This is a genomic window from Streptococcus sp. 27098_8_12 (genome assembly GCF_041432115.1).
Lineage (GTDB): Bacteria > Bacillota > Bacilli > Lactobacillales > Streptococcaceae > Streptococcus > Streptococcus parasanguinis_V.
In genome coordinates, this window is the sequence record NZ_JAPVZA010000002.1 from 136,055 (window position 1) to 154,888 (window position 18,834).

Sequence of the window (18,834 nt, forward strand, 5' to 3'; positions counted from 1 at the left end):
ATGAATACACCGATTAAACCAAAATTACAACGATTTCAAACAGCCACTGCTTTTGCCTGTCCCATCTGTCAACTGGACCTAGAACTTGTGGAGACCAGTTTTAAATGTCCCAAGGGCCATTCTTTTGATTTAGCGAAATTTGGCTATGTCAACCTGGCTCCCCAGATCAAACAATCAAAGGACTATGACAAAGAAAATTTCCAGAATCGCCAGCTAATCCTAGAAGCAGGTTTTTATGAGCCGATTCTAACAGCGATCGGACAAAAAATTCCGACCAGTGATGCCAGAATTCTAGATATCGGTTGCGGAGAAGGTTATTACTCCCGAAAACTACAAGAAGCCTATCCCGAAGCTACTTTCTATGCCTTTGATCTTTCCAAGGAATCTGTGCAACTAGCTGCCAAGAGTGACACTAGCTGGAAGGTCAATTGGTTTGTCGGAGACTTGGCTCATTTACCCATTCAATCCAAGAGTATGGAGGTCATTTTGGACATCTTCTCCCCGGCTAATTATGCTGAATTTGAGCGTGTCTTAAAAGCTGAAGGGGTCATCATTAAGGTCGTTCCAACCTCTTCTCATCTAAAAGAAATTCGTCAGTTGGCCCAAGATCAATTGACCAAGCAGTCCTACTCCAACCAGGAAATTTTGGAGCACTTTGAAGACCACTGCCAGATCCTCTCATCCGAAACGGTCAGCCTCACCAAGAGTTTAACTCCTGAAGAACGCCAGGCGCTCCTCGCCATGACCCCCCTTCTATTTCACGTTGACCAAGAAAAAATCGATTGGACCCAACTCAAAGAAATCACCATTGAAGCTGAGCTGCTAGTTGGGAAAATCAAGATACAAAGGACGTAAAATGAAAAGTAAAAAGGCTGAGACAATCGTCTCAGCCTTTTACTCATCTTCTGTATGCTCTGTCATGACTTGTAAAGCACTTTTTAAATCCTTTTTGCTATTTGTGCGATTTTTTCGAGTTCTTCTTTCCGTTGACGATCACTCATATATTCCACTCGTGTAACTTGTGTCACTTTAACCGGTTTAATACCACAGGGTTTCAAGATTTGGGATTTTAGAACCTTTGCGTAGTCTTGAGAAAAAGGAAGAAAAATTTTTGGCGTATTATGCGTCGTAATGATCCATGCTTTTCCATCTAGTTGCCCCACCGGACCTCGAGGTCCATTCTGATAAGCAAAACCTGCAACAAAAACACGATCAATAAAACCTTTTAAAATAGCTGGCATTCCACTCCACCAAGTAGGGAAAATAAAAATCAACTGATCCGCCCAACTCAATAAATCTCTATACGGTTTCATGTCTTCATTATGCTGTAAATCTCTCCTTTTATGCCTTTCATCAAAACGTAAAACCGGATCAAAGTTTTCTTTATATAAGTCTACTATTTTAACCCTATGCTCTGGTGCTAAATGCTTTTGCACAGTTTGAAGGATTGATGCATTATAACTTGTTTCATTCGGATGTGAATAGATTATTAAAACATTCATCAGCTATCTCCTTTTATATAAATATCAAGCATCGTTCTGACGGTCTTTTGAACATCATTTTCTTTAAAGCTTTCTCCAACGGGACTCCTTACCAATAGAGCCAAACCAGCAATAAAACTCCAAAAATGGATCAAAATTTCTGCGTCACTACTAGAAAGATTTTCCTCATCTTTAAGTCTTAACGCTACCGACTTAAAATGTTCAAATCCTGGTAAAGAGGAGTTGACTGAAATAGTTTCCTGGGATAGCTCCAAATAGTTATATGGAAATTTGATAAATAATGCTTCAAATAGATAGGTTTCCTCTTGGGCAAACCTTACAAAGTTACAGCCCATCAGAATTAGTTGAGTTCTTGCATCTATGGAAGTATCAATCCCTTGTATCATATTTGTCAAAAAGAACATTGATAAGTGTTCCATAACCACTTGAATATATCTATCTTTACTTCCAAAATGCTTATAGGGAGCTCCATGAGTCACCCCACATTTTTGAGCTATTGTACGCATAGACATCCGGTCAATCCCGTTAGTTCTAATTTCTTCAATGCCGACCGAAATTAACTTTTCTTTCAGTTCTTCCGTATTCCGTTTCATTTGACCACCTTTCCCTATCAAAGTATACGCCGTCTACTTTTTATAAAGTATACACTGTCTACTTATATTTGTCAAATTAAAAAATACTCAAAACTTAGCTTCAGAGTCTCTGACCTTCTGTTATCTACTCACCTAAGGAAAGTTTCTAAGAAGACTTTATCTTCAATTAAAAAGCTGAGACAAATCGTCTCAGCCTTTTACTCATCTTCTGTATGCTCTGTCATGACTTGTAAGCGATAGGTTTTAGGCGATTTCCCACAGAGTTTACGGAAAACCTTGTAGAAATAGCCTACATTACTGTAACCAACTTTATAGCAGATATCTTCAATGCTGTCATTGGTCGATAAGAGGAGCTGCTGGGCAGCCTTAATCCGCTGTTTGTTGAGGAGTTCTGCGAACGTTGCATTGGTTTCTCGTTTAATCAATTGGCCTAAATAGACTGGATTGATAAAGAGAGCCTGACTGATGTCCTTGAGCGACAGCTCTTTTTGGTAATCACGGCTAATCACTTGGAGGACACTCGCTACATTTTCGTTCATCCGATAGTGGGATAAGAAACGGGACAATTCTTCCTGGATAAAGCTAATCATCTCTCTAAAGGTAGCAGCTTCTTGGACTTTCTTGACCACATCGGCCAAATCATCTCCTTGTAGGTATTCAAACAAATGAAAGACATCCATCAAAAATTGGATAAAGAGCTGCTTGGTCAGTGAGACCTTAGGGGTCTTCTCAAGGATCATTTTTTCTAACCAGTCCAGTTCTTCTAAGATCTGTTGGATATTTCCTTGCATGATCACCCGATAGGCCGGCTCGTAGTAATGGAAGACTTCTTCATCTTGATTGAGAGGGGTCGCCCCATAAAAGAGGCTCCGCTCCACTAGATCCTTAAATTGATGAAAGTGCTCCTTATACGGAGGTTCAAAGGCCTTCTCAATCATGGCTTCTTCTTCCTGATCCGAGATAAAGAGTTGAAGATTTTGCCCAAGAACTTGATAAGACGAGCTGATAAAGCCTTTTTTCTCCTTAGCGACTCCAATCCACAATGAGTTCCGACCTGCGATATAGCGACAAAACTCTTCCTCAGAGATATCATCGTGAATCAAACGGTCGGCCAACTCTTGGCTTGGTTGCTGGATTTTATGCTGAATTTTTTCTAGGATATTGCCCATCTCCACCTTATTGACCGGTTTGAGCAGGTAGTCTGCCACGCGCAAATTGAGAGCTGTCTTGACGTATTCAAAATCCTGATAGCCTGACATAATGATAAAGGCAGCATCTGGGATCAAATCCTTCATCTCAGCAATCATCTGAAGTCCAGTTTTCCCAGGCATATTGACATCCGTGATCACCACATCTACCGGATACTCTCGCACATAATCAAGGGCCTGGTCTGCATCTTCTGCAGTTGCGACCACTTCCATATTCCAGTGGTCAAAGGGGATTAATTTTTTTAACCCTTCTGTAATCATATACTCATCGTCTACTAATAAGACTTTGTACATTCTGTCTCCTTTATTCATCTTGAATGGTTATCGTATAAGTCACTCCATGGTTAGGTTGGGAGAAGACTTGGATATGGTAGCGATCTCCAAAATAGAGCAGCAGGCGTTCATGGACATTGACAATTCCGATGGACTGCCGACCACTCTTTTCTTCGATTTCTGAGCGTGGATTGCGATTGGCTAGCATCTCTTGAATGCTTTCTAGCTGTTCTTCTTTCATCCCGCGCCCATTATCAGTGATCAAGATGATGACCTGCCCTTCTCCTTGCAAGACCTTGACACTGATCACATTGTCCTTGCGTTTATGGTCCACCCCATGCGCAAAATAGTTCTCGACCAAAGGCTGGATGGTGAATTTTGGAATCTTCATTTTTTCCAAACCTGGATCGATCTTAAAGCCATAGGCAATCGATTTTGGATAACGTACCATGCAGAGGTAGCTGTATTTGCGACAAAATTCGAGCTCATTTTCAACCGTCGTCACTCGCTCATCTGAGATATTATTGCGCAAGAGACTACTAAACTCATAGATAATATCACCCAATTCATCCTGCTCTTGCATGACGGCATACATCCGGATAAATTCCAGTGTATTGTACATGAAATGGGGATTGATCTGGGCTTGTAAGGCCCGCATATTGGCATCTTTTTGGCTGAGCTGCAACTGGTAGATATCCCGAATGTTCTTGTCCATATTGTCTAACATGGTATTGATCATATTACCAATGACCAAAAGTTCTTGGTCCTTGGTCGAAGTATCAATCCGACGTTCACTATCGCCTTGACTGATCTGATTCATGGTATCAACCAAGTCGAGGACTTGACGCCGGTAATTTTTGAAAATCTGCCGTAATAACAAGTACAGGATCAAGAAAATCAGGAAGGCAATGGAGAGAAAAGTGGTCAGGTTAGCTAGACCCTTCTTGACCAAATAACTTTCAGAAACGACGACATCCACCTTGTAGCCATAGATCGTGCTACGGGTTTGCCATTTAACATCTTTTGCTTGCTCCTTATCCCCTTCATGGTACATTTCTTTCCCAAAGGGAGTGAAGATCCGCACAGCAACCGGTAGATCTCCTCTAGCATTGTCAATTGCTGCCGTCAAAATTTCCTGGTCCAGCGTCATATAAGCGATCCCAACTCCAGCACCCGTAGTCGGATCTGTCAAAGGAACCGGAATGGCTGTCGCAGGAGCCTTGTAATGGTCCGCTGAAACTTGCTTCCCCCCCTTCGATTGCCGGGTAGAGACAAATACTGTCTTGTAATCAGACAAGGTGACATCGATGCCCTCGATGTTTTTATTGCTCAAATAGAGACTGTCAATATTCTTATGTAGGGACAATTGGATATAAGAAGGGAACTGGGCATTCAATCGCCAAGTCTCATACTCCGATGGTGACAAGGTAAAATAGCGATAAACCCCTTCTAACTTTGCAGGGTTTTCAACGAGACTACGCCCTTCTTGTGTGACCCGCTGATAAGAGGTCTCGAGATCCGTCACGACTTCAGTCAAGACCCGTTGGGCAATCCGATCGGCTTCAGTTTGCTGGTTTTTCCAAGAGATCCCCGCTACGACGAGACCCATAATGGTCAAAATGACCACCATGACATAGGCGTAGAATTTTAAAAGCGTACTTAACCAGATTTTTTTCATCGTTAGGATACCAATTTTTCGTGGATATTTTGATAAACAGGGTCAAAGATATCATTGACAAAGAAATGCCATACACCGATCAAGACGAAAAAGAGAAGGGCTGGCATATAGTAGCTAATGACGCCAAGTAGCGCAGTTCCAAGGATGAACTTGAGAACCGGACGAATGTCCAGCAACATTCCGATCAAACTGAGCTTGATACTATTGGCATAAGAGAGATCGAAATGAACTTGCAATTTCAAATAAACGGCGTAAGCTAGAGGCGCAACCAAGAGAAAAACCAGATTAAACAAAAGAACCAAAATTTGGAAGAAATTCAAGTGAGGAATCTGGATCATGAGGTACATGCCATAAAGGAGAACCCCTTCAATGGCAAAGAAGGTGTAAAAGACTTGATTAGCCGGGCGTAGATTTTCTTTGAAGAGTTCCCAAGCGCGTGACCAATGATAGTCCTTGTAGGTCATGCCATTTTCCGCATAGAGGCTCATGATAGTGGCACTAGCCGGTCCTACTCCTAGCAGAACACCCCCACAGATCGTCAAGACCCAAAAAATCCCTGTTACCAGCATAGCAACATAGACTCTCGTAAAAATGAACTCGATGATTTTTCCCATCATTCAGCCTCTTTCCCAATTAGTTATTCTATTATATCATAAAAATAAAACGCTTTCCTCATATTTGCATTAGTGAATTGAAATATTGATTTTCATTTCCAGGATTCATTTTCATAAAAACTTAAAAAGGCCTTGGAGACAGCCCCAAAGCCTTTTCACACGACCTGTTTCTTATTTTTTAGAAGCAAGGAATTCGTCGTATTGTTTTTGCATTTCGTCAAGCACTTTTTGGTAAGCACCTTCTGATTTCAATTTTTCAAGCATCTTAGGAACTTCTACTTCAGGATCCACAGTACCAGTATTGATCGCACCTGCGAATTGGTTCAAAGTATTTGTAAGAGCAGTGATTTCTGATTTCACTTTGTCTGTGTTAAAGATGAAGCCAAGTGCTGGAGATTCTTTTGCAGTTTCCAAATCTTTCTTAGATTGTGCAATTTGTTCATCTGTTACGTTTTCGTTGATGTAAAGAATCCAGTTGTTACCAGTGTTCCATCCAGACATGTGAGTGTTTCCGTTGTAGCCATCCAAGACTTTGACACGGTTTTCTTTACCGGCAACTTTTTCCCAGTTCTTGCCTTCTGGTCCATAAACAAGGCCGTTCAAGAGTTCTGGATCAGTGTTCAAGAGGTTCAACACTTCCATGGCTTTTTCTTTGTTCTTAGAGTTGTTTGAGATAACAAAGTTAGCTACTTGAGTGGTGTTGTTTTTCTTGTACAGTTCAGTAAATGGTTTGATGTCGATCTTACGGTTTGCTACACGAGAAAGCAAGCTGTTACCGTAGTCAGCTGGTCCTACTGTTTCTTCACGAACCAACCATGTATCTTGAGAAAGATCATAACCAGTGTCGCTCGTTGCTACGTCTTTTGGAATGTATCCTGCTTCGTAGTATTTGTGAAGAGTCTTCAAGTTTTCTACATAACGAGGAATTGTGTAACGGTCAACGATCTTAGTAGTGTCACCTTTCAAGTCAACAACGAATGGAAGTCCATCAACAGCCACATAGTCGAAGTCATCTGAAGGTCCACCGTAGCTCTTGTTCATTGCAAATGGAACAACGTTTGGATCTTTTTCTTTGATAGCTTTCAAGACTGGTTCAAGAGAAGCATAGTCTTTGACGTTTGAAACGTCGATACCATATTTTTCAAGAAGTGGTCCGTTGAAGGCAAAGTTTTGAGAAGATGCAACGTTGGCTGCTACTGGAACAGCATAGATCTTGCCATTTACAGTGTTCCCTTTGATGTATGCTGGGTCAAGTGCTTTGTAAAGTTCTTTCCCTTCTTTCTTGTACAATTCTGTCAAGTCAGCATAGGCACCTTTTTGAGCATTGATAACGTAGTTGTTGGCAAAGGCAATATCATAGTTTTCACCAGATGAGATGATGACGTTCATTTTTTGTGCGTAGTCACCCCAACCAAGATATTGGATATCCAATTTTGCGCCAACTTTCTTTTCAATGATCTTGTTGGCATTTTTAAGAAGAACATCCAAGTTATCTGGTTTATCACCGATTTGGTACATCTTGATGATTGGTTTACCGTCTTCAGTTGTTGCAGATTTCTTGTTGTTACCTGTAAGGCTTCCACAAGCAGCAAGAGTAGCTCCAAGAGCGATGACACTAGCAGATGCTAACGCATATTTTTTCCAATTTTTCATAAGAAAAATCTCCTTTATGTTATTTTCTTTTTAGACTAAGTTATGAGTTGAAAATCCTGTTGATTTTCAATGAACGATGTTATTCTTTCACACCACCGATGGTCAAGCCTTTTACAAAGTAGCGTTGGAAGAATGGATAGAGAATGGCGATTGGCACTGTTGCCACAACCACCATGGCCATACGTCCTGTTTCCCGTGGGATGGATTGTACAGCTCCTGCCAATTGGCCGGATACCCCGACGTTTTTAGCGATGTAATCCATATTGTCTTGGATTTGCATCAAGAGGTATTGCAATGGGTAAAGGTTGTCACTCTTAATATAGAGGAGGGCGTTGAACCAGTCGTTCCAGAATCCTAAAGCAGTGAACAAACTGATAGTCGCAATCCCTGGTAGAGACAATGGCAAGCAGATTTGGAAGAAGATCCGTGTTTCACTTGCCCCATCGATCCGAGCGGATTCAAGGATGGCTTCTGGAATGGTCCGTTTAAAGAAGGTCCGCATCAAGATGATGTTAAATGGACTGAGCAACATTGGGATAATCAAAGCCCCGATGGTATCACCTAACTGCAAGAGTTGAGTGGTCACAATGTAGCTTGGAACCAACCCTGCACTAAAGAGCATACTAAGGAGTGAAAATACGGTAAAGAACTTGCGGTATTTAAAGGTACTCCGTGAGATTGCGTAAGCATAAGTTGTGGTGATAAAGACATTACATGCTGTTCCCACAATGGTCACAAACAAGGTAATGAAGAGGGCTTGCAAGATTTTGTCTTTGAATTGTACCAAGAAGAGATAACCATCAAATCCAAATTTTGCTGGCCAGAATTGGAAGCCATGGACTGCCAAACTTTGTTCGTCTGTCAAAGAGATCATGACAACGAAGATGAAGGGAAGCACACAGGTCAAGCCGACCAAGGTCAACAACAAGGTAAAGAAGAAGTTGCTCTTCTTACTGAAAGAATGGATCCCGACATTATCAATTTTTTCTTTTTGAATGGTTGATTTTTTCATACGATCCTCCTTTCTAGAAGAGAGCGGCATTCTTATCAATGCGACGGGCAATGATATTTGAGATCAAAACAAGAACCAAACCGACTACCGATTGGTAAAGACCGGCTGCTGCTGTCATCCCGATATCCCCTGACTTGGTCAAACCGTTGTAGACATAAACATCAATAACGTTGGTTACGCTATAGAGCGCTCCAGCATTATGCGGGATTTGGTAGAAAAGACCGAAGTCTGCGCGGAAGATATTTCCGACTGCAAGAATGGTCAAGACTGTAATCAAGGAAGACAACTGAGGAATGGTGATGTTGCGAATGCGTTGCCACTTAGACGCACCATCCACAGTCGCTGCTTCATAGTAAGTTGGGTCAATTCCCATGATGGTTGCATAGTACATGACACTACTATAACCAAAGCCTTTCCAGATTCCTAAGAAGAGGAGAAGCGCTGGCCAGATCCACAATTCCGAGTAGAAATTGATGGCTTTCATACCAAATGAAGTTAAGATGTGGTTGACCAATCCTTTGTCCACGTTAAGGAAGGCATCGGTGAAGAAGCTGATGATAACCCATGATAGGAAGTATGGGAAGAGCATGGAGGTTTGAAGCACCTTGACCACTCTTTTTGATCTCAACTCACTAAAGATGATGGCGATCCCAACGGAAACAATCAATCCTAAGAAGATGAATCCTAAGTTGTACAATACCGTGTTTCTTGTAATAATGTAGGCATCTTTGGAACTAAAGAGGAACTTGAAATTGTCAAAGCCAACCCACTTACTCTTCATGACACTGTCAATGAAGCCCTCTCCCGTAATATGATAGTCCTTAAATGCTACGATATTCCCAAAAACCGGAATATAGAAGAATAAGATTAACCACGCTGCACCAGGTAAGACCATTAAAAGAAAAATGAAATTTTCTCTCAGAGTCCTTACAAACTTTTTCATTTAACTCCCCCCCTTTGAGCCTTGAGCGTGTTTATTTGCTTTGGTAGCGTTTACATCACCTATTATAAGATAGCCCATTTACATTTTCAAACTCCTAATTATAGAAAAAATTCTACAAATTTATGACATAGCTTTAAAAAAGAGTAGAAAAGGGTGGTCGTAAAGACAGCTCCTCTTCTACTCCTAGCCACTGTGGATGAGACTTCTGTCATCCAACTTGGCATTTTTTACGTTGTATAAATGGTTGAAGCCGTCGCAATAGTATGCCACTGGTTAGCCGTTGTGGCTGCGAAGTCCTGATCCCCGTAGAAATCGTTGAATGGCAAGATCTCTACTTCTAGTTCATCGATACGAGGGATTTCGCCTGCTAGGTAGTTTTCAATACGGCTTTCAGCTCGCTTGATCCGCTGCAAGAGTCCACCCATACGAATATCTACGGTATCCAAACCAAAGACCTTGTTTTCTTTCAACCATTGGTGGCTAAAGAGAGCATGTAAGTGTTCAATCTGGCTTCTGAGTTTTGGTAATTCTTCCCGAGCAATTTGTTGCAAGCTCTCTTTATCACCTGCTTGATAGGCTTGACGAATGCGTCGGCCTACATCCACCTTGCTACTTAAAATGGCATTCAACTGTGCCTGAGTTTCGAAAAGATAAGCGTAGACTCCAGCTTTTTCTTTAATGTCAGTCAGAGTCTCAGCTGCCTGGGCAAAGTGAGGCTTGTCCTGTTCAGGAGTCATATGCTTATCAAGAATTGGGCAAAGAACATCCTGATAAAAGACATAGCGGTTGGGATTGATACCACTTAGATTTCCTGGTAGATCTGGTAAAAGATTGGCCAAATCCAGCTGCATGAAGTCCTCAACCGGTAGACCTGTATTGGTCTTGAAATGAGCTGACAAACGGTCTAAATCATTGCGGTAGCTGAGTTCTGCCCAGATTTGCAAGCTTGGCAGAATAGAGAACTGAGCTGTTTCACCACCATTGTCTCCCCAACCAGTCACAATGACTTCTTTGATCTGATTGGCACGGCAGGCTTTGTTTGCTTCGATAGCGATGAGACGACTGAAATGGTTGTGTGGTGTGAAACCAATCCACTTCCAAGCACCACCTGCAAAGGCAATATCCTGGCTAATCTTGTGGTGATTACCGAAGTTACGGTTGTATTTTTCTTCGCTATCCTGATAATAATCCCAGTAAACCAAGGTCACACGGTCTTTAAGGCGGTCTAAGTAAACACGAGTTTCTTCTGGAATTTCGACATCACGGTCGTACTGGCCATCTGCTGACATGAGCTTGAAGAACATATCGCTCCACATCTGGCAGTGGAAACCATACTTGTCTGCAATATCCAGCACGCGCTCCAAATGTTGACACATGAGGAGGCTACGGTCCACAACACCGTTTAAGATGAGGTAGCGTCCCAAACCAACCAAGTGGGCTTCATCCATGCCAATATTGACCTTGCGTGTCTGCAGTTTAGACAGAGTGGCAAACATGCCGTCGATTAGGTCGTAAACTTTTTCTTCACCGATGAGGAGAATGTCCTCTACATCACGAAGTTGCTGGACTTCTTTGACACCCCATTTGACAAAGGCTGATAAGTGAGCCAAGGTCTGGATACATGGTACAAAGGTCATATCAAACTGCTGGGCGTAAGCTTCGATTTCCTGTAATTCTTCAGCAGCATAAGCGCCACGGAAATAGCCAAAGTAAGGTTGCCCTTCAATCTGATAGGTATCTTCCATATAAAGCTCAAAGGTTGAATAACCCATGAGAGCTAAGACTTCAATCATCTGCTTGGCAGATGCAACATTTAGAACTGCATTTCGCGAACAGTCAGCCATGTAGGCTAAATCTTCATAAGCCGCTTGTTCTTCAATCTCTACCTTAGTCCCTTCTTCTAAAGCTGTTGCGAGAACAGATAAGGCGCGATAGAGTTGGTGAGGTTTGCGATAAGTCAATTGATATTCTCCACCCTCACCTTTGATAGAGATAGAAGCTTGGTCAGACTGGGTGACCGCCACTTCTACATCTGGTAGAGAAATGTGCTTTTTTAATGCTTCGATAGCTTGGGCTTGTTTGGAACTAAGTCCTGTAAAAGTTACCATTGGTTTTCCTCCTGTAACCAATTGACAAGGGCACCGTAGAGATTGGCATCTGCCTGATAGGTGCAAGCTTGGATCACTGGCGCAATTGTATACTCTTCATATCTTTCCACAAAGACGTCTACCGCTTTTTGCACCCCTTTGATAAAATCTGGGTTCTGACTGATAGAGCCACCGAGGCTAATGACATCTGGGTCGATTAGGTACTGAATATTGAGGAGCCCTTGAGCTAGATTTCGATTCATCCGCTCAATGGCTTCTTGGCAAAGGGCATTGCCGGTTGCCGCTTCTTGGTAAACCTTGCGTCCGTCCCAATCAGACTGACCTGATTTTTCAATCACATAGCGCACCATATTTCCTGTTGATGCTAGTTGTGACCAGTTATTGAGCTTTGCTGCAGGTTCGATGGTTGTCATGTAGCCAAACTCACCGCCCAAGCCATGACGACCACGGTGAAGCTTGCCATTGATAATCATAGCCCCACCGATTCCTGTACCAATCACAACACAGGCTGCATTTTCAATCTCAGGATGCGCCAGCAATTCACTCAGTCCAACACAGTTGGCATCATTTTCTAGATGGACAGGTAGCTTATGATGAGAAAGTGCCTCATACCATGAAAAACCATGGATGTAAGGAATGGCACTGATCCCTTCAATTACCCCTGTTTCTTGATGAACGGCTCCTGGCACACTCATGGCAATCCCACGGTAGTCACGTTCTGACAATCGCTGATCCAACCAAGCTAGCAACTCTTCCAGAGTCTCTGGCGTTGCGGTGCTGGCCTTATCTAAAATCTTTCCATCAGGAGTTAGACTAGCAAACTTAATGCCAGTCCCTCCGATATCAATCGTTGCAATGGTCATTGCTTTTACCTGTAAAAAGGAGCGAATCAGCAGTCGGTTCTTACTCTTTTCGCTCCTCCTTTCTTTTTATGTTATCTTTTTGAAATTAGATTTCTTCTTTTTTGATCCATTCTGTCCGGATTTCTTGCGGTGCCAATAAACCTGTATGGACCGGATACGGTTGTTCCAGAAGATCGACAACCGTTTGTTGTCCTTCTGACACGCGAACATTTTCTTGACTCATATTGTAGTAACGAAGGACGTATCCTTCTTCATTTTCAGCCACCTTAAAGGCTGTTGGGCAGACTTGTGGCAAGTTGAGGGCTGCATGGTTGAAGAGACTACCTGTTGCAGCAACTCTACCTTCTTGTTTTGCAACTTGAAGAGCTGTAAATGGCACCTGGAAGGCTTTAGCACGACGGAAGGCCGAGAAGCGTTCCCCTGCTTGATGGCATTCTACTGCAAACTCAACTTCGATATCGCGCAAGCACTGAGCTTCTGGCGTTGGGAAGTAGCCCCAGTCACCTAGCTCACCTGAAGCACGGAGAAGGGTTACAGCCATGGTGTCGTCCTCAAGGATTTCGTATTCGTGCAATCCTTTATTGGCTACTGTCACTCCTTTAACATCGTCATACAAGCTAACAAAGGCTTGTTGGTGTTGTGGATTTTCAGGATTTTCCCAAGAAGCTGCTGGTTTATTTGGTCTTGTAACAACTTCATAGATGCTTTCAGAATCATTACTTGGGCGTGTGTTATGAGTTTTGACCAAGAGACGAATGCGGTGGTCTTTGGCTGTATTGGTAAAGCGAGTCTTGAAGCGAATTTGTGGATCATCTACAAAAATGGTCATCTCCGTTTCAAGAGGAATGGTTGTCAACTCTTCTGAACGACCTGCATCTCGTTTCATGAACTCGATGATACCTCTTTGTTCAGCATCCAATTTTTCATCTGCGCTAACTGGAATAGTCAAGTCATGTTTGAGCAAAACCTTAGCATAGCGAGCATTGTTTTCCAGAATTTCATAACCTTTCAGTTTTGCGAAAATTGGCTCTGTTCCTTTTGGTTGGAAATAAATGTACTCATTCCCGATATCGCCACGGTCCTCAAATTGGATAAAGTCCTCGTAAGCTTCGTTTGTAGTCTTGTCGTAGACTGTGATACCTTCATCTACACTTACTGTCACAAATGGAGTATCAATAACTCCATTTTGGAAGATACCATCGCTTTGTGCTGCTGGCCCTTCGACTAGTTGGAAGCTTGACCAAGAAAGTGGTGCAAGGTGAATTGGAATTGTCACGCGCACTTGACGTGCAATATAAGGTTGACGGAATTTATCCTTAGGCAGGGTATAGCCAAAGCTTGCTCCCAAGTCCTCAATCTCTGCTTCTACAAGATGTCCATCTAAATCCTCTACATGGTAGTCTGGCAAGCTCAAAGCAGCCATTTTCTTGAAGCCTTCTGTCGGATGCAATTCCTTAAATGGACAAACCGCAACATCGACAATCGTGCTGACGGTGTCCACCTTATTATGCAAGCCAGTGTTGATGACCGTAAAGAGGTGCTCACTCTGGGCTTTTTGAGTCGCTAGTTTACCCTTCCATTCGTTCAGAAGGTTGGTCTTGACAAAGTTTCCGACTTGGTTGACCTTGGCAAAACGAACTTCCATTTCACGGTGAACATCATCTACGCTACATCCACAAATACTATCGTGTGGCGCATTTTGTAAGAGTGTCTTCCAAGCATAGGTCAATTGATCCTTATGGTTGTGCCCACCAGTAATGATGGTCAAAGGTTCCACCACTTGCTCGAGCAAGTTGCTGTTTTCTTGGAAGGCTTGTTTGAGGTAAATACGTGAAGAAGAGGTATTAGCAAGAGTGTACCAACCATCGGTTTCCTGACTGGTCAATTCTCCCGTAACCGTTGATAATTGTTCGGGAAGTGCACTTTCCACTGCTTGCACATATTCATCAAAGGAGCTATGAATAAAGGTCACGTCAGGGAACAGTTCGTTGGCCACGCGAATAGCTTCACTCAAGTTTCGTTGAACCGGTTGGTGGTCGCAGCCGTTCATCATTAACCATTGGTTGGTTGAGGCATAGTCGCGAACATCTGCCAATTTTTGTTTCCAGAAAGCCAAAGCTTCGTCTTTATCCACTGGAATTTCGTTCCCGTTACTGTACCAGTTGGCAAAGAGAATACCCAGCACACGGCTACCATCCGCCCCTTGCCAGTACATTTCAGAAAATTGAGAGGTGAATTGCTCATCTTCGAGGACTTGGTTGTCAAATCCGATTGGTTTGACCCCACGCCCAAAAGCTGCTACGTGAATCCCTGATTTTTGAAGGATTTGAGGGGCTTGCCCCATATTTCCAAAGGTATCTGGGAAATAACCAATCTGAGTAGATTTGCCCCATTTAGCGCATTCAGCCTGTCCAATCAAGGTATTGCGGACATTGGCTTCACTAGAGATCAGGTAATCATCCTGCAAAATATAGAAGGGACCAATCTTGAGCTTGCCCTCGTCGATATAGCGCTGCACCTTGTCACGGTTTTCAGGGCGAATTTCTAAATAGTCGTCAAGGACAATGGTTTGTCCATCCAAGTGGAAACTTTTGAATTCAGGGTCATTTTCAAAAAGATCAAAGAGATTGTCAAAGAGTTCCACCAATTGCATGCGGTGACTTTCAAAAGGTAAATACCACTCACGATCCCAGTGGCTGTGAGAGATGATATGTACAACAACATTTTCCATGAGTAAAACCTCATTCTAACTTAAATTTAAAAATATATTTTTGATTCTTTCCCAGAATCTGTTAAGCGACAGCTCATTAGCGAATATCCAAGTAATCCAAGACCAATTCACAGAACATCATGTTGGCCCAAGAGAACCATTCACGCGAGTATTTGGTTGGATCATCTACATGGAAACTTTCGTGCATGACGCCCGTGCCTCCATCGCAGGCAACCAACTGGTCCAGCAAATGTTTTTTCTCAGCTTTATCATTTGTTGTCAATCCTTGAATTGATAAAGCAATCGGCCAGATATAGCGATAAAAGGTATGAGAACTTCCGAGCCCACTAGCATACTTCCCTTCATAGAAGTAAGGATTTTCAGGGCTCAAAATCGTCCGACGAGTGGCTTGGTAGACTTCATCTTCGATCGCACAATAACCAAGATAAGGAGCCGCCAACAAGCTTGGTACGTTCGGATCATCCATGATGCTAGCATTTCCCAAACCGTCTACCTCAAAGGCATAGATTTTCTCACCCTTGCTGTTAGTGGTGTAGGCGTAGTTTTCGATCCCTTCTTGAATCTCCGCCTGCAGGCGTTTGGCATCTGCAATGATCCTTTCACTATCGGCTAGATTCAATGTTGCGAAGATTTCTTGCACATAACCCAAGACAACCACTGCAAACATATTGGACGGAATCAAGTAACTATACTGACAGCAGTCATCACTTGGACGAAAGGCTGACCAGGTCATCCCTGTCACAGCGAAATCTGGCCCAAAGCCATCATTCACCAGCGTGTCTTCCTTACGATCTGTATCCCGAACAAAGCGATAAGGGGAATTCTTGTGGTCTTGTTCCACTGTCCAAAGATGAAGGATTTCCTTGGTCGCTGTAACAAAAGTCTCATCAAATTGGCTAGTCTCACCTGTTTCCTTCCACAGGAGATAAGCCAATTGCAAGGGATAGCAAAGCGAATCCACTTCATACTTGCGCTCCCAAATCCAGCCATTCAAATCGGTGTGGTCGGTCTCGTGGTGGCCTTTCCAGTTCTCCTCAATATTAAAAGAGTTAGCATAGGGATCCTTGAGGATCAAGGTCATCTGGCGTTTGACCAAACCAGCAATGGTCTGGCGCAAACGAGGGTCTCTTTTTGCCACATGAAGATAGGGTCTCAATTGAGCCGTTGAGTCACGCAGCCACATAGCTGGGATGTCCCCTGTTAACACAAAGGTTGAACCATCTTCTAAAATTTCAACTGTGTTGTCCAAAGTGTCTGTATAACAACGTTCAAAGACATCCACCCACTCCGGGTACTCCTTAGCTCGCTCAGCCACTTGATCCAACCATTCTCGCACAATTTCTTTTGAATAGGTCATTTATTTTCCTCACACGTATCGATTCTTTCCTATTCAGTATAAAAGATTTCAAAGGGGAAATACATACGCAAACTATAGCCCTTTTTCTACAAAATTTTCCATTTGATAAAAACGCTATCATATTTGACAACACTTTGATACAATGAAGAAAATACCACCGCGTGTTCCAAGAAAAACACAGATCATTTAAGGTTGATGAAGAAAAAGGAGACAAGATGCGCACAACTTGCCAGACCATCGATACCCGCTGGGGAAGCGAGAATCATCCCCACTATTCCCACGGAAATACCCTCCCTTATACTGGAGTCCCTTTTGGAATGAACTACTTCCTTCCCCAGACGACACACGAACAAGGGGCTTGGTTTTTCAACCCCAATCTTCCTATTTTTCAGGGTTTTCGCCTCACCCACCAGCCTAGTCCTTGGATAGGAGACTACGCTTGGTGCCTCATCACGCCCATCACAGGAGAAGTTACAAGTTCCGACCTCTTCCGTCGCCAAAGCAGTTATTCAATGAAAGAAGCTCTTTTCCAGCCCCACTACCTTCGTATTTTTTCGGAACGTTATCAGATTCAAAGCGAGCTGGTTCCAAGTCGCTACGGGGCTGTCATGCGCTTTCGAGCACCAGAAAAGCTAACACTCTGCTTTCATGCAGCAAAGGAACTAGAGGACTTGACTCTGACAGACCAAACCTGCCACTTCCACATTCTGGATCAGGCCCATACCGCAGATACTTTCTACTCTTTCTTTCTCCAGTGGCAATTTAGCCAGCCGATCGAGAACGTCACTCATATCGATCAAGATCTTTTTCTCACCTTTTCTAGCAATGAAGTGACCGTCCAATTAGGAACTTCTTATCTGTCCCAAGACATGGCTCACAGCCATCTTCCCAACCCTTCCCTAGAGGAAGCTAAAAAAGAAGCAACCGATCAATGGAATCAGCTGCTAAAACGAATTGAAGTGAAGGATACCGGAGGGCGTGACCAAGCCTTTTTCGACCATTGCCTTTACAGACTCCTCCTTTTCCCTCAAACTTTTTATGAAACGGATACTGAGGGAAATGACTGGCACCTGGATGTCACCCATAATGAAATCAAATCAGGAAAAGCTTATACGAATATCGGATTTTGGGACCTCTTTCGGACCTCTTTTCCGCTCTTTAGCCTTGGCTACCCCGATTACTACCGTCACTTTCTCGAAGGATTTTTAAACACTTACAAGGATACTGGTTTTCTACCAAAATGGTTGGCCCCAGATGAACGAGGGATGATGCCAGGCACCCTCATCGATGGCGTCTTTGCGGATGCTGTCACAAAAGGGATCGCACCAGACCTACATGAAAACATCCTGACAGCCATGCTCCAGACGGCTCAAAAAACAGACCCCACTCAACATTTTGGTCGCCATGGTAATGAAAGCTACAAGGCCCTTGGCTACCTACCCGATGATTTTCACGAAAGTGTGAGCCATAGCCTCGATTATGCCTATAGTGATTTTTGCATTGCTACCGTTGCCAAGCAATTGGGTCAGACAGAAACGGCTACTCAGTATGCTACTTCCAGCCTCTCCTACCGAACATTGTATGATACCCAAACAGGCTTTATGAGAGCACGATCCACCAATGGAAACTTTAAAGAACCCTTCTCTCCTACTAGCTGGGGAGGAGATTATGCAGAATGCTCTGCCACCCAGGCTACTTTTGGAGCCTTACACGACCTCTCCGGCCTGATAGAGCTAATGGGCGGTAAAAAAGCCTTCACCCAACGACTGCTGGATCTGGCCAATCAAAGACCTCAATTTGATGTAAGAGGATATGGCTATGAAATCCATGAAATGAGTGAAATGGCCCAAGCTCCATTTGGGCAGATCGCCATCTCCAATCAACCCAGCTTTCACATTCCCTACCTCTTCCGTTACAGTCTTCATCCCGAATACACTAATCTCCTGATCCACCAGATCCGCTCCCAAGCTTTCCATCAAGATTTCCAAGCCTATCCAGGTGATGAGGACAATGGTAGCCTATCTGCTTGGTACATCTGGTCAGCCCTTGGACTCTATCCAACCTGTCCAGGAAAACCAATCTATGATCTGGGACTCCCTCTCTTTAAAGAAGTCCTTCTCCATCTTCCCAAGCAAGAGCTCAAGATTTGCGCCAACTCACACACTGCAGGCGCCTATTTCATCCAAAAAGCCCTATTAGATGGCAAAGAGAAACAAGAGATTTCCCATCAAGATCTCCTTGAAGCCCAATTGCTCCAGTTTGACCTTTCATGGCTCCCCCCACATGCATAAGAAAAAGA

The 18,834-nt window shown here is 43.3% G+C and carries 14 protein-coding genes; 2 read left to right on the forward strand and 12 right to left on the reverse strand.

Going from position 1 to position 18,834, the window contains the following annotated elements; all coding sequences use genetic code 11:
• Complete coding sequence (locus O3629_RS01465) at nucleotides 1-855, forward strand: putative RNA methyltransferase (RefSeq protein ID WP_371608613.1); 855 nt, start codon at nucleotides 1-3, stop codon at nucleotides 853-855.
• 83 nt (nucleotides 856-938) lie between these two features.
• Here O3629_RS01465 and O3629_RS01470 read toward each other — a convergent pair whose 3' ends face one another.
• The 12 genes from O3629_RS01470 to O3629_RS01525 all read right to left on the reverse strand — a co-directional run bounded on the left by O3629_RS01470 (nucleotide 939) and on the right by O3629_RS01525 (nucleotide 16,535).
• Nucleotides 939-1,502: an NAD(P)H-dependent oxidoreductase gene (locus tag O3629_RS01470; protein WP_014712763.1), complete on the reverse strand. Its 564-nt coding sequence runs from the start codon at nucleotides 1,500-1,502 to the stop codon at nucleotides 939-941.
• Nucleotides 1,502-2,095 (reverse strand): TetR/AcrR family transcriptional regulator, encoded by a 594-nt coding sequence (locus tag O3629_RS01475; protein ID WP_003004492.1) that lies wholly within the window; start codon nucleotides 2,093-2,095, stop codon nucleotides 1,502-1,504. Before O3629_RS01475 ends, O3629_RS01470 begins: the two co-directional genes overlap by 1 nt.
• Nucleotides 2,096-2,292: 197 nt before the next feature.
• Nucleotides 2,293-3,597 carry a response regulator transcription factor gene (locus O3629_RS01480; RefSeq protein WP_049492100.1) on the reverse strand — a complete coding sequence of 435 codons (1,305 nt, stop codon included), beginning with the start codon at nucleotides 3,595-3,597 and terminating at the stop codon, nucleotides 2,293-2,295.
• A 10-nt stretch (nucleotides 3,598-3,607) separates the two neighbouring features.
• Nucleotides 3,608-5,254 (reverse strand): sensor histidine kinase, encoded by a 1,647-nt coding sequence (locus tag O3629_RS01485; protein WP_049492095.1) that lies wholly within the window; start codon nucleotides 5,252-5,254, stop codon nucleotides 3,608-3,610.
• A 2-nt stretch (nucleotides 5,255-5,256) separates the two neighbouring features.
• Nucleotides 5,257-5,868: a YesL family protein gene (locus tag O3629_RS01490; protein WP_021154271.1), complete on the reverse strand. Its 612-nt coding sequence runs from the start codon at nucleotides 5,866-5,868 to the stop codon at nucleotides 5,257-5,259.
• A gap of 171 nt (nucleotides 5,869-6,039) precedes the next feature.
• Nucleotides 6,040-7,521: an ABC transporter substrate-binding protein gene (locus tag O3629_RS01495; RefSeq protein ID WP_070448811.1), complete on the reverse strand. Its 1,482-nt coding sequence runs from the start codon at nucleotides 7,519-7,521 to the stop codon at nucleotides 6,040-6,042.
• 79 nt (nucleotides 7,522-7,600) lie between these two features.
• Nucleotides 7,601-8,533, reverse strand: coding sequence for a carbohydrate ABC transporter permease (locus O3629_RS01500; RefSeq protein ID WP_371608614.1), 933 nt, complete (start codon nucleotides 8,531-8,533; stop codon nucleotides 7,601-7,603).
• A 13-nt stretch (nucleotides 8,534-8,546) separates the two neighbouring features.
• Complete coding sequence (locus tag O3629_RS01505; RefSeq protein WP_003009701.1) at nucleotides 8,547-9,476, reverse strand: sugar ABC transporter permease; 930 nt, start codon at nucleotides 9,474-9,476, stop codon at nucleotides 8,547-8,549.
• 227 nt (nucleotides 9,477-9,703) lie between these two features.
• Nucleotides 9,704-11,584: a beta-N-acetylhexosaminidase gene (locus O3629_RS01510; RefSeq protein WP_371608615.1), complete on the reverse strand. Its 1,881-nt coding sequence runs from the start codon at nucleotides 11,582-11,584 to the stop codon at nucleotides 9,704-9,706.
• Nucleotides 11,578-12,447: an ROK family protein gene (locus O3629_RS01515; protein ID WP_371608616.1), complete on the reverse strand. Its 870-nt coding sequence runs from the start codon at nucleotides 12,445-12,447 to the stop codon at nucleotides 11,578-11,580. Before O3629_RS01515 ends, O3629_RS01510 begins: the two co-directional genes overlap by 7 nt.
• A gap of 85 nt (nucleotides 12,448-12,532) precedes the next feature.
• On the reverse strand, nucleotides 12,533-15,178 hold the full coding sequence (locus tag O3629_RS01520) for an alpha-mannosidase (RefSeq protein WP_070505309.1): 2,646 nt from the start codon (nucleotides 15,176-15,178) through the stop codon (nucleotides 12,533-12,535).
• A 76-nt stretch (nucleotides 15,179-15,254) separates the two neighbouring features.
• Nucleotides 15,255-16,535, reverse strand: coding sequence for a glycoside hydrolase family 125 protein (locus tag O3629_RS01525; protein ID WP_371608617.1), 1,281 nt, complete (start codon nucleotides 16,533-16,535; stop codon nucleotides 15,255-15,257).
• A gap of 215 nt (nucleotides 16,536-16,750) precedes the next feature.
• Between O3629_RS01525 and O3629_RS01530 the strand changes: the two genes are divergently transcribed.
• The gene (locus O3629_RS01530; RefSeq protein WP_371608618.1) at nucleotides 16,751-18,826 is read left to right on the forward strand and encodes a GH92 family glycosyl hydrolase; all 2,076 of its coding nucleotides are present in this window, start codon (nucleotides 16,751-16,753) and stop codon (nucleotides 18,824-18,826) included.
• Nucleotides 18,827-18,834 lie beyond the last annotated feature (8 nt).

Bases quoted from the DNA above. Each gene is read 5' to 3' on its own strand.
- O3629_RS01505 (WP_003009701.1), bottom strand. From the start codon at position 9,476: ATGAAAAAGTTTGTAAGGACTCTGAGAGAAAATTTCATTTTTCTTTTA.
- O3629_RS01480 (WP_049492100.1), bottom strand. From the start codon at position 3,597: ATGTACAAAGTCTTATTAGTAGACGATGAGTATATGATTACAGAAGGG.
- O3629_RS01490 (WP_021154271.1), bottom strand. From the start codon at position 5,868: ATGGGAAAAATCATCGAGTTCATTTTTACGAGAGTCTATGTTGCTATG.
- O3629_RS01530 (WP_371608618.1), top strand. From the start codon at position 16,751: ATGCGCACAACTTGCCAGACCATCGATACCCGCTGGGGAAGCGAGAAT.
- O3629_RS01485 (WP_049492095.1), bottom strand. From the start codon at position 5,254: ATGAAAAAAATCTGGTTAAGTACGCTTTTAAAATTCTACGCCTATGTC.
- O3629_RS01470 (WP_014712763.1), bottom strand. From the start codon at position 1,502: ATGAATGTTTTAATAATCTATTCACATCCGAATGAAACAAGTTATAAT.
- O3629_RS01465 (WP_371608613.1), top strand. From the start codon at position 1: ATGAATACACCGATTAAACCAAAATTACAACGATTTCAAACAGCCACT.
- O3629_RS01515 (WP_371608616.1), bottom strand. From the start codon at position 12,447: ATGACCATTGCAACGATTGATATCGGAGGGACTGGCATTAAGTTTGCT.
- O3629_RS01475 (WP_003004492.1), bottom strand. From the start codon at position 2,095: ATGAAACGGAATACGGAAGAACTGAAAGAAAAGTTAATTTCGGTCGGC.
- O3629_RS01525 (WP_371608617.1), bottom strand. From the start codon at position 16,535: ATGACCTATTCAAAAGAAATTGTGCGAGAATGGTTGGATCAAGTGGCT.
- O3629_RS01495 (WP_070448811.1), bottom strand. From the start codon at position 7,521: ATGAAAAATTGGAAAAAATATGCGTTAGCATCTGCTAGTGTCATCGCT.
- O3629_RS01510 (WP_371608615.1), bottom strand. From the start codon at position 11,584: ATGGTAACTTTTACAGGACTTAGTTCCAAACAAGCCCAAGCTATCGAA.
- O3629_RS01520 (WP_070505309.1), bottom strand. From the start codon at position 15,178: ATGGAAAATGTTGTTGTACATATCATCTCTCACAGCCACTGGGATCGT.
- O3629_RS01500 (WP_371608614.1), bottom strand. From the start codon at position 8,533: ATGAAAAAATCAACCATTCAAAAAGAAAAAATTGATAATGTCGGGATC.